The organism is Pseudovibrio sp. W74 (genome assembly GCF_001623085.1).
Taxonomy (GTDB): Bacteria; Pseudomonadota; Alphaproteobacteria; order Rhizobiales; family Stappiaceae; genus Pseudovibrio.
The window spans coordinates 28,551-39,902 of sequence record NZ_LMCJ01000057.1; the positions used below are offsets into that span (position 1 = coordinate 28,551).

Below are 11,352 nucleotides of genomic sequence, written 5' to 3' on the forward strand. Positions count from 1 at the left end.
CGTGGTTGGTGTTGGAGAGGAAGACAGAGGACAGCTTGTCGAAGGAGATCTTCCCGTCTGGTTTCGGGTAATTGATCTTCTTGCATTCCTTCGCCGGCTTCAGGCTCGCAGCATCGGTTTTACCGTGCTTCATGGTGCCGAAGAAAGAGAAGCCCATCAGCTCATTGGTCCACATGTCGAGGCCACCGAAGACCATGCCCAGCAAGCTGCCGAACTTTGTCTGCAATGGTTTTACATTGCGTACCTTCCAGAGATCCTTGCCGATTTCGGAATTGCGCCATGCGCCGTCGAACTGGTCCAGCTCTTCGTGTGCTTCACCACGGCCCAGCGAGTCAACGACCATATCTGCAGCCAGAATGCCGGAGAGAACAGCGTTGTGAGAGCCTTTGATGCGCGGAACGTTAACGAAACCAGCGGAACACCCGATGAGAAGACCACCGGGGAAAGACAGCTTCGGTACGGACTGATATCCCCCTTCGGAGATGGCACGTGCACCGTATGAAATGCGCTTACCGCCTTCAAAGACGTCCTTTACACCCGCATGGGTTTTGAAACGCTGGAACTCATCAAACGGAGAGATATACGGGTTCTGGTAGTTGAGGTTTACTACGAACCCAACAGCAACCTGATTGTCTTCCAGATGGTAGAGGAAAGAACCGCCCTGGGTTTTACCGTCCAGCGGCCAACCCATGGAGTGCTGAACCAGACCCGGCTTGTGCTTGGATGGGTCTACTTCCCACAGCTCTTTGATGCCAATACCGAATTTTGGATGGTCACTGTCGCGATCAAGGTCGAACTTGTCTACCAGCGTCTTTGCAAGCGAGCCACGGACACCTTCGGCGATCAACGTGTACTTGCCGAGCAGCGCCATGCCGCGCATGTAGCCATCTTTATGAGACCCATCACGCGCAACGCCCATATCACCCGTTGCAACGCCGATCACCTTGCCGGAATCGTCGTAAAGCACTTCAGCTGCTGCGAAGCCTGGATAGATTTCCACGCCGAGCGCTTCTGCTCTTTCTGCAAGCCAGCGACAGACATTGCCCAGAGACACAATGTAATTGCCGTGGTTGTTCATGAGCTTCGGCATCAGGAAGTTTGGCAGACGAAGGGAACCCGCAGGGCCAAGCAGATTGAAATGGTCTGCTGTGACAGGTGTCTTGATCGGAGCACTCTCGTCTTCACGCCAGTCAGGGATCAGGCGATCAATGCCAATTGGATCAATCACGGCACCAGACAGAATATGAGCGCCAACTTCAGAGCCCTTCTCGAGCACGACGACGGAGACTTCCTCTCCCTTCTCCGCAGCCTGCTGCTTAATCCGGATTGCCGCTGATAGACCTGCAGGACCACCGCCTACAATCACAACGTCGAATTCCATGGATTCGCGCTCTGCCAGAGTTTCCCCTTCAGACATATTATTCTCCCTCTACACTTTATCCACTTCATTTCGCGTCAAATGATGTGGCAGCGCATTATTTTCCAGCACCTCAAGTGTCAAAACTTTATTTAGTCTCTGTGTAATTGAGCGGATACTATAGCGCAATGCGTTTTAAGGTGCATTCCGTCAGGTACTCCATCAAAAAATCTATCTACACCTTAAGGAATTATTGTAATTTCCCCAAGTTAACGTGAACCACTTTACACTGTTCCCCATTGAGTTAGCCCATTCTCGTTTTTCTATTGGACAGTTGCGCTTTCATAATGAATATAGGGTGGACTGGGCTGCTGCCCATCCATGGTGCATTGCAAAAGAGTTATTCCCTTTCGCCTGTGCCGACCTGTGTGCCACAACTAGTAAATGGCTATGTCTGAAGTTCCTGTCGCAAATGCCGCCGAGCTGGAGGCTTATCTGGAGTTTTTAAGCGCCGTCGGCGTCGACTGTGCGTTGGAAGATGCTCCAGTGGACCGCTTTGCGCAAACTCAGAACCAGATGGAAAAGCAGGTGCAGACCCGCCCTGCTCCGCAGCAGAACATCGCTCCAGTCAGCTCGTTCAGCGCACCAGAGCCAGCGCCATCACAGTCCAAAAACCTCAGTGTTTCACCTGCTGAAATGGCACGTAACCTGCGCGAGAATGGCGTCTCCGCAGATGCCAAGCAGGAAGCGAAGAAGATTCTGGAACGGCAGCGTGCTGCCAAGGAAGCAGCTATTACGACGTCTACACCAACTGCGGTGACAGACGCGAATGCTGTTATTCCGAATGCGGAAACAGTTGGTTCGGCCAGAACTGCCGCAGGTTCGGCGCAGTCACTTGATGAGCTACGGAAAATCCTTGCAGGGTTTGAGGGCTGTAATCTGCGACTGACAGCAAAGAACCTTGTGTTTGGGGATGGAAGTTCCAAAGCACGCATCATGTTTGTTGGGGAAGCTCCAGGACGCGAAGAGGACATTCAGGGCGTGCCATTCGTGGGGCGTTCGGGTCATCTGCTGGACCGGATGTTGAAAGCTGCCGGACTTGACCGGTCAATGGTTTACATTGCCAATGTGGTTCCATGGCGCCCACCGGGAAATCGCACCCCTACCCCGCATGAAACTGAGATTTGCCGTCCGTTTATTCAGCGGCAGATTGAGCTGGTTGATCCGGAGATTGTTGTTTTCCTCGGGGCGGCCTCTGCCAAGACGCTCAGCGGTGCCCGTGATGGCATTCGCAAGCTGCGCGGGAAATGGCTGAGCTATGGCGGCGAGGGTACTCAGCGCAAGGCGATCGCGACTTATCACCCTGCTTATCTTCTGCGCAGTCCTGCTGAGAAAAGATATGCCTGGCGAGACATGCTCCAGATTCGTGCCGAGCTTGAAACAACCGAGTAATCCCCACTGTTTTGATGAGGCTCTCTGAGTTCTCAAGGTGTAGATTTGTTATGAGGATCACACTGTTGCGTTTTATTGCGTAAATTGCCATTTCTTTTGGCAAAAGCTCTTCTCTCCTGATGATTGCTGCCTATATTGGATGAAGTTGGTTACCCCAACGACATACAAGTTATCGACGCAAAGGAGAATTTTGAGTTGTTGAACAAGCTGCGCAGCTACCTTCCGGGCAAATTGGGCAAAGTAAGACCTATCGTACCCGTCGTCCGTTTGCATGGTGCTATTGGTGCTGCATCTCCATTGAAATCAGGTTTGAACCTGAGCAGTGTTGAAGACGCGCTAGAAATAGCTTTCAGCTTTAAAGAAGCTCCGGCTGTTGCCTTGTCCATCAACTCACCTGGCGGTTCGCCGGTTCAATCTCATCTCATCTTCAAACGCATTCGTCAGCTGGCTGATGAAAACAACAAGCAAATTCTTGTTTTTGTAGAAGATGTTGCTGCATCTGGCGGCTACATGATTGCACTGGCTGGTGATGACATCATTGTTGATCCGTCCTCTATTGTTGGATCCATTGGTGTCGTATCTGCCGGGTTTGGCTTTACAGAGCTTCTGGAGAAAACCGGCGTTCAGCGCCGTGTTTATGCCAGCGGAGACAAGAAGGTCACACTGGACCCGTTCTCACCGGAAGTTAAAGAGGACATTGAGCATCTCAAAACATTGCAGCACGAAATCCATGAGATGTTCATCGACATGGTGAAGAGCCGCCGCGGTGACGTGCTGAGCGATGACGAAAACCTATTTTCCGGCTTGTTTTGGACTGGAGCCAAAGCGCGTGATCTGGGCCTCGTAGATGGTCTGGGCGATCTTCACTCCACGATCCATGAACGGTACGGCAAAGAAACCAAAGCGAAATTTGTTGGCACCAAAAAGCGCTTTCTTAGCCGCTTTATTCCCGGTGCGAACCTTCAGGGAGGTCTGAATGAGGCTGCTGGCACATTGCCTGCTGCTGCACTTGCAACCCTGGAAGAAAAAAGCCTTTGGGCAAAGTTTGGTCTTTAAGTAATCTCCATAGGATTGCCTAAATTGCCAGAAATAACAATGCTTCACATAAGTGATGGAAGGAAAATGCAGATGACTGAGGTATTAGGAACTGTTGCTTTGATTGCAGGTGGATATGCTCTTTACAAAGCCGTAAAGAAAGAAATTTCCAATATGGCATTCAAGAAACAGCCTGCCTATGCAACTGCTCGCAAGCGTCCGGTTGACCCAGCATATACGCGTCTGGTTGAAGATCCGGCCACTGGCAAATACCGCCCTGTAAGCAACTACTAAGAGCCCTGCTCTAGTCTTTGACTGACAGGTGCCCGCATGACGTTTGGTCTGCGGGCCTGGTGACGTGGTAATGTTGCACGTATTCCTTATTTAACAGGAATAGACTGCGCGCTAGCAAACCAGTTTTGCGGATTCCAGTTTGATTTTATTGCCCGCAGGTTTCGATCTGCCGGACCTGTATCGTAATTTTCCAGAAAATAGAGATACATGGCATGATCTATGCCGGGTGAGTTCTCCCCATTTACTCCCAAACATGAATCTGGATAGTTGAAGTAACAACCGTCAACAATGTCGTCTGGATCGTTTCGTGGATCAGGAAAACCGCCATACTTGGCGTAAACATCAGCATACATTTTGTTGATCCAGCCAACATGGGCTTCCTCAAGCTGCTTGTTATCCTGTCCAATTGCCGCGTCATTGTCCCAATAGGTTTGGTATTGCAGTTTCATGATTGAGCTGCGTTGTGCGATTGGCGTTGCTGTGCTGGAGACCTGATTTATTGCACAGCCGTAACTGTCAATCTGGCACAGGCTCTGGCTCATATCGCTCAATGACACTCCATCCGGGACCTTCTGCAGATGCTCATGAAGCGCGGCGACCATATCGTCAGTGAAGCCTTTCTTCATGTAAGCTGATTTGTATTTTCCAAACTGATTTGGACCGGAACCATTTGTGTTTTGAACGCCTTCCAGAAACGTGAAACGGCGAAGCTGGACCGTTGCGCTCACAGGACTGATAGCCTTTGCAGTGCCGTGCCATGGATGCCCGTTTATGGGGCCCGGCTCGGTTGATAATCTTGTTATCTCCCCCAGTGTTCTTTTTTGATCCTTGATCCTGTCATTCAGGTAGGCCTCATACTCCTGACCTTGAACCCCGAGTGATGGGGCATCAAAATAATAGGATGCGAAAACCATTTTCCCAGCAGCAAGATGGTTCGCATGGAATATGCCAAAGCTGGGCCATTTGGATTTATCACCGTCCTGCCCTTCCTGTGAGAACCGGGTGAAGCTGTCCAATAGTTGCCTGAGGACAGGTTCTGTAATGAGCAGGTTGCCATTTTCATCCTGCCAATCAAATGAAAACGCGGTGGTGTAAAGATATTGCGGTGCTTTCGAAGTGTCCTGAAAATAGTAGCGGGTGATAATGCCGAAGTTCCCTCCACCACCGCCACAGATCGCCCAGAACAGATCCGGGTGGTTCACGGGAGAAACTTTCTCATAGAGTTCAGGCGTTGGAGCCCCTTGAGGCATGATCACCACGTCCACTGCAGACAGGTAATCAACGGTCAATCCAAATGCGCGGGAAAAGAGACCATACCCTCCGCCAGTGATGTGCCCGCCTAGTCCGACTGAATAGCAGCTGCCCGCTGGCAATGTGGTATCAAACATGTTGTTGAACATGCGATACATATCCCAGTTTCCAAAGCCGACATCGATGTAATACCCGTAGTTTGGATCACTGCCCACACCGCGTAGCCCGGTCAGATCGATGATGTATTTTGTGCCCGCATTGTAGACAAAGTTCTCATAGCAGTGGCGACCACAGGTGATTTGCAGTTCGCCTGCCTTTGCTCCTGACGCAATCACCTCTCTCCAAGCGGCTTTTACTTCTGCAGCTGAGGCAGGGGCGTAGACGCGTTTCAGACTTGGCGCATACCAGCGGCGGTCAAATCCTTGACGATCACTCAGAACAGGCAGGCGGGACATCACCATCGGTACGCTCTCCAGCTTTTATGCAGACTACAATGACCCTGCCACTAAATAAGCTTTTTCCCGGGCTCAATATCCCTGATATTGTGGGGTATGGGCCTGCGCCGAAACACAGCTGCGATTCCGGAAATGAGCATGAGAAGAGTAATCCGCCTTACTCCCCGTCTTTTTCACAAAATATCTTTGATTTTTCAGGAATGCTTGACCTTCCCTGTTTGACGTGGCACCTGTGCCTCAACTTGGATTTTGCGCCGTTTCGGTGCAGTACATTTTGGATTTTCAGGAAACACTCCCATGTCTAGTGAAGCCGTTCCGGCACATATGCAGCCAACCAAGTCCTTTCAGGGTCTCCTCATGACTCTCCAGAGATTCTGGGCCGATCAGGGCTGCGTTATTGTGCAGCCATATGACATGGAAGTCGGCGCGGGCACTTCCCATCCATCAACAACACTGCGTTCGCTTGGACCTCGTCCATGGAAAGTGGCGTATGTCCAGCCATCTCGCCGTCCTACCGATGGTCGCTATGGCGAAAATCCAATGCGCTTGCAGCACTACTATCAGTTTCAGGTTATGCTGAAGCCTTCTCCTGCGAACCTTCAGGAGCTGTATCTGGCTTCCTTGCGTGCAATCGGCATTGATACAGAAATCCATGACATTCGCTTCGTTGAGGATGACTGGGAGAACCCGACACTTGGCGCATGGGGCCTTGGTTGGGAATGCTGGTGTGACGGCATGGAAGTTTCTCAGTTCACATACTTCCAACAAGTAGCTGGTTTTGAATGTAAGCCAGTTGCTGGTGAGTTGACTTATGGTCTTGAGCGCATTGCCATGTATGTTCAGGGTGTCGACAATGTTTTCGACCTGAACTTCAACGGCCTTGAAGGCGACGAGAAGGTCACGTATGGCGATGTGTTCCTGCAGGCCGAGCAGGAATATTCCCGTCATAACTTCGAGCATTCCGACACTGAAATGCTGTTCCGCCACTTTGCGGATCATGAGCGCGAGTGTAAGCGTCTGCTGGCAGCAAGCGCAGAAGCGATGGAGAAAGCTGGCGATAGCCTGCAGAAGGTTGTTATGCCTGCTTATGACCAAGCGCTTAAATGCTCCCACGTGTTCAACCTGCTTGATGCGCGCGGTGTCATTTCCGTAACCGAGCGGCAGAGCTATATTCTGCGTGTGCGTGAACTTTCCAAAGCTTGTGGTGCAGCCTTCCTGCAGACCGAAGCTGGTGGTGTGGGCTACAAAGGCTAGTCCCAGTCAACATGATGAATTCTTAGTGCCGGGGCAGAAATGCCTCGGCATTTTTTGTTGTCACTTCTCTGCCCTACGACTCCTTGAAAGATGCCTGCTGATAATCAGTAGGTTTTCAGGACTGCAATCAAACGGATATTTTTAAAGCGATATCCTGTTTGATTTGCAAATCACTCCCCCGTTGCCAGCTGCCTGCGTATCTATGCGCTGATCCAAATTGGGGTGCATTCGCGGAGTTCTCTGTTCCATGACTGTCGAAAGTACCGAAGCGCACGAAGATGGCACTGCAGCATCCTCTTCCCTTCCTCCACCTGAGATGACTGCTCAACCTTCCTCCACGCAAAACCTGAGTGATGAGCAGATCGCCAGTGCGATTGTTTCGCGGTTGAGCCGTGATGACAAACTGGCCATGCGAGACGGTGATCAGGCCTTCTGGCCGGGCGTTCGGGACATGATGAAGAACGGCTCTCAATCCGGTCCGTGGGCAGCGGGGACGTTGCCAGAGCATCACTTGCCGGGTGTTCATTATACAGAAGGCTCACGCGGGATCGTGCTGAAGGGCGCCACAACGTTTCCTACAGTGATTGCAAGAGCGGCAACCTTTGACCCTGAGTTGGAAGAACGGATTGGCGCAATAATTGGATATGAGATGCGCGCCTTTGGTGGCACGTTGTTTGGGGGCGTGCCACTTAACCTGATGCGCCATCCGGCATGGGGACGAGCACAGGAATCCTATGGCGAAGACAGCTTCCTGATCGGCGCAATGGGATCAGCTCTCGTTCGCGGTGTTCAACAACATGGCATGGCATGCATCAAAAACTTTGCTCTGGCATCTATGGAACACTCCAAGCTTTCCCTCAATGTTACAGTGGGACAGCGAGCACTCTATGAGGTGTATCTTCCTCACTTCAGGAAGGCGGTTGAGGCAGGTGCAGCGGCTGTCATGACGTCCTACAGTTCCATCAATGGCGAGCTTTGCGGACACAACAAAGAGCTTCTCACCCAACTGCTGAAAACAGATTGGGGGTTTAAAGGGTTTGTGCTGAGTGACTTCCTGTTCGGCATACGCAATGCGAGGGAGGCTGCCCTTGCCGGCATGGATCTGGAGATGCCGTTCCAACTGCACTTTCACCAGCACCTGTCAGAGCTGATCGATGATGGAGAGATCTCCGAGGCAGCATTGGATGACACCTGTTACAGGCTTATTCTGCAACAGCTCAGAGTGCTGCGGAAAGGCCGTTACGAGAAGACTCGCGTTGGCTGCGCGGAGTTTCGATCTGTTGCGCAGGAAGCCGCCGAGAAGTCGACTGTGCTCCTGAAGAACGAAGGTGGGTTTCTGCCTCTTAAGGACATTCAAAGCATTGGTGTTATTGGTCGTTTGGCGAGTGTCGCCAATACAGGCGACAAAGGAACGAGTGATACACAGCCGACACATATAACCACGCCGCTCGCAGGCCTTCGTTCCTACTACAAACACAAGATCGACATCTGGCAGGACAGAGGCCAGAACATCAATCGCGCCCTCCAGATCGCAAAACGAGCGGATGCCGTTGTGCTGGTGGTCGGGAATGACCACAGCCGTGAAGGTGAATGGGTCTCCGCTGATCTGGCAGCACGCTTTCATGAGGTTCTTCCTCAACCTCGGAACCGCGAAGAAGCGAAGATTGCCTCTCAGTTTTTACGCGCATTTGGTGGTGGAGGTTCTGCGGGCAAACCTCAGGAGTCCGGAGGAGCTGAAGACGGTTATGGTTCCGGCGACAGGCAGAGCCTTCGTCTGCCTCCGCACGATGTTGAATTGATTAAGCAGGTCTGTGCCGCAAATTCCAACTGTGTCGTGGTTGTTATGGGTGGCGGTACTATTTTGATGAATGAATGGCAGGATAAACCTGCTGCCATCTTACTGCATTGGTATCCAGGGATGGAGGGAGGAACTGCACTTGCCCGCATTCTATCCGGCGAAGTCTCCCCCAGTGGCAAGCTGCCGTTTGTCATCCCAAGGCGAGAGAGTGACTTGCCTGACTTTGATCGCAATGCGCGTAAAGTGATCTATGACCTTTGGCATGGATACAGGAAACTGGACAAAGATGATGTTACGCCAGCGTATCCATTCGGGTTTGGTCTGAGCTACTCTCAATTCCATTATTCGGAATTTGTTGTTACACCGCCTGATGAGCTCCTTACTGGTAGCATTGACGTTCAGTTCTCCATCGCCAATATTGGGCAGGTTGAGGCAGAAGAAGTTTCGCAGGTTTATATTGCTCCTAAGGGGTCCGCAGTAGAACGCGCTAAACAGGAGCTGAAGGGCTTCCAGCGTCTTCGTATTCCAGCAGGTGAAAGCAGGCAGGTGACTGTCTCCATCCCGATTGAGGAGCTTGCGATATTTGATAGTGAACGCAACCAGATGGTGGTTGAGCGCATCGTCTATGAAGTGGTTGTGGGCAGCTCCAGTCAGGATCCCAACAGCCTGCGACTGGAACTCGACCTGTTTGGCGAACTCAATGAAACTACTGAGGAACCTGCGTAGACGGGCTTAGATTATCTCAGCACTACAAAGTCTGATGCAAGGCAGCTGTTCACACCCCTGTTGATTGGTTGTGCCCGGCTGATGTTTTTTGCTCAATTACGGTTCCGCGCTGCCTATTGGGGGTGACAATGCCCTTGAGTATTGCTAGGCACTATCCACCTTAGAAATTCGCGATTGATTGACCAGTTAAAGGCGTCGTTCACCAATGCCAGATCTTCTCCTCGAACTCTTTAGCGAGGAAATTCCTGCCCGCATGCAGCGTCGTGCGGCTGAGGATTTGAAATCCCTCCTGACCAATGCTCTTGTTGATGCAGGTGTAACCTATGAAGGCGCGAAGGCTTATGCCACTCCACGCCGTCTGACACTGCACATTGCTGGCTTGCTTGCAGGCTCTAAAGCAACCCGTGAAGAGCGGAAGGGCCCTCGCGTTGGCTCGCCTGAGAAAGCATTGGCCGGATTCCTGCGTGGCGCAGGCCTTTCTTCTATTGACGACGCTGAAATTCAAAATGACCCGAAAAAGGGTGATTTTTACGTCGCTGTTATCGAAAAGCCAGGCCGGAAGACCGAGGATATTGTTGCAGACGTGATGCCAGACATCATTCGCAACTTCCCTTGGCCAAAGTCTCAGCGCTGGGGTTCTGGCAGCTTGCGCTGGGTTCGCCCGCTGCACTCAATCGTTTGTACCTTCGGTCCTGAGACCGAAGAGCCAGAAGTTATTCCGTTTGAAATTGATGGCATCAAATCAGGCAGGACCACCTATGGTCATCGCTTTATGGCACCTGAGGCAATCGAAGTGCGCCGCCTGGAAGACTATATGTCCAAGCTGGAAGCTGCCAAGGTTGTGCTTGATGCGGACCGCCGCAAAGACATCATCAATGTAGATGCGAAAAACGCGGCTATGGCGCTTGGTCTTGAACTGGTTGAAGATGCTGGCCTTCTTGATGAAGTGTCCGGCCTCAACGAGTGGCCGACCGTGCTTATCGGTTCCTATGATGAGAGTTTCCTTCAGCTGCCTGACGAAGTCATTCAGCTCACCATTAAGGTGAACCAGAAGAACTTCGTGCTGAGCGATCCAGCAACATCTCGCCTCTCCAACAAGTTTGCATTGACTACAAATATCGTTGCAAAGGATGGTGGGACCAAGATCATTGCTGGTAACGAAAAGGTTGTTTCTGCACGCCTTTCCGACGCCAAATTCTTTTGGGAAACAGATCTGAAGACCAAGCTGGAGAGCAACGTCTCCAAGCTGCAGGACATCGTGTTCCACGAGAAGCTGGGTACTGTAGCTGCCCGTGTTGATCGCCTTGAGCGTCTTGCTGCGGAAATCGCTCCACTTGTTGGTGCTGATATCGAGCAGACCAAGCGTGCTGCACGTCTTGCGAAAGCTGACCTCGTTTCTGCGATGGTCTTCGAGTTCCCTGAGCTGCAAGGCCTGATGGGTCGCTACTATGCAGAAGCACAGGGCGAAGATACTGCTGTTTCTCAGGCGATTGAAGATCACTACAAGCCAGCTGGCGCGTCTGATGATGTACCAGTATCACCTGTTTCCATCGCTGTTGCTTTGGCAGACAAACTGGACATTCTTGCTGGCTTCTGGGCAATCGACGAGAAGCCAACCGGATCCAAAGATCCATTTGCGCTGCGCCGTGCTGCATTGGGTGTTATCCGCCTTGTGCTGGAAAACGACCTGCGCCTACCACTGCGTGATGTTCTGGTTCAGAGCCTGCGCC

The 11,352-nt window shown here is 51.7% G+C and carries 8 protein-coding genes; 6 read left to right on the plus strand and 2 right to left on the minus strand.

Features of this window, described 5'->3' with window-relative positions; genetic code table 11:
- Positions 1-1,417, minus strand: a 1,417-nt coding sequence (locus tag PsW74_RS23145) for an NAD(P)/FAD-dependent oxidoreductase (protein WP_244277896.1), incomplete at its 3' end; no start/stop codon positions are given.
- Between the two features lie 390 nt (positions 1,418-1,807).
- Here PsW74_RS23145 and PsW74_RS23150 point away from each other — a divergent pair.
- The 3 genes from PsW74_RS23150 (at position 1,808) to PsW74_RS23160 (ending at position 4,138) form a co-directional block, all read left to right on the plus strand.
- Positions 1,808-2,809 carry a uracil-DNA glycosylase gene (locus PsW74_RS23150; RefSeq protein ID WP_208988119.1) on the plus strand — a complete coding sequence of 334 codons (1,002 nt, stop codon included), beginning with the start codon at positions 1,808-1,810 and terminating at the stop codon, positions 2,807-2,809.
- Positions 2,810-3,004: 195 nt separating this feature from the next.
- The gene (locus PsW74_RS23155) at positions 3,005-3,865 is read left to right on the plus strand and encodes a S49 family peptidase (RefSeq protein ID WP_063287440.1); all 861 of its coding nucleotides are present in this window, start codon (positions 3,005-3,007) and stop codon (positions 3,863-3,865) included.
- Positions 3,866-3,937: 72 nt separating this feature from the next.
- The gene (locus PsW74_RS23160; protein ID WP_208860103.1) at positions 3,938-4,138 is read left to right on the plus strand and encodes a hypothetical protein; all 201 of its coding nucleotides are present in this window, start codon (positions 3,938-3,940) and stop codon (positions 4,136-4,138) included.
- 86 nt (positions 4,139-4,224) lie between these two features.
- Here PsW74_RS23160 and PsW74_RS23165 read toward each other — a convergent pair whose 3' ends face one another.
- Complete coding sequence (locus PsW74_RS23165) at positions 4,225-5,850, minus strand: FAD-binding protein (protein ID WP_063287249.1); 1,626 nt, start codon at positions 5,848-5,850, stop codon at positions 4,225-4,227.
- Between the two features lie 291 nt (positions 5,851-6,141).
- Between PsW74_RS23165 and PsW74_RS23170 the strand changes: the two genes are divergently transcribed.
- From PsW74_RS23170 to glyS, 3 genes are all read left to right on the plus strand, one after another.
- Complete coding sequence (locus PsW74_RS23170; protein WP_063287248.1) at positions 6,142-7,098, plus strand: glycine--tRNA ligase subunit alpha; 957 nt, start codon at positions 6,142-6,144, stop codon at positions 7,096-7,098.
- A 247-nt stretch (positions 7,099-7,345) separates the two neighbouring features.
- Positions 7,346-9,622, plus strand: coding sequence for a glycoside hydrolase family 3 C-terminal domain-containing protein (locus PsW74_RS23175; protein WP_063287247.1), 2,277 nt, complete (start codon positions 7,346-7,348; stop codon positions 9,620-9,622).
- 205 nt (positions 9,623-9,827) lie between these two features.
- The coding region (glyS, locus tag PsW74_RS23180) for a glycine--tRNA ligase subunit beta (RefSeq protein ID WP_193777985.1) at positions 9,828-11,352 on the plus strand (1,525 nt) is incomplete at its 3' end.

What these genes read in the sequence shown, in the direction of transcription:
- PsW74_RS23150 (WP_208988119.1), top strand. Translation starts at nt 1,808, where the DNA reads ATGTCTGAAGTTCCTGTCGCAAATGCCGCCGAGCTGGAGGCTTATCTG.
- PsW74_RS23160 (WP_208860103.1), top strand. Translation starts at nt 3,938, where the DNA reads ATGACTGAGGTATTAGGAACTGTTGCTTTGATTGCAGGTGGATATGCT.
- PsW74_RS23165 (WP_063287249.1), bottom strand. Translation starts at nt 5,850, where the DNA reads ATGGTGATGTCCCGCCTGCCTGTTCTGAGTGATCGTCAAGGATTTGAC.
- PsW74_RS23170 (WP_063287248.1), top strand. Translation starts at nt 6,142, where the DNA reads ATGTCTAGTGAAGCCGTTCCGGCACATATGCAGCCAACCAAGTCCTTT.
- PsW74_RS23175 (WP_063287247.1), top strand. Translation starts at nt 7,346, where the DNA reads ATGACTGTCGAAAGTACCGAAGCGCACGAAGATGGCACTGCAGCATCC.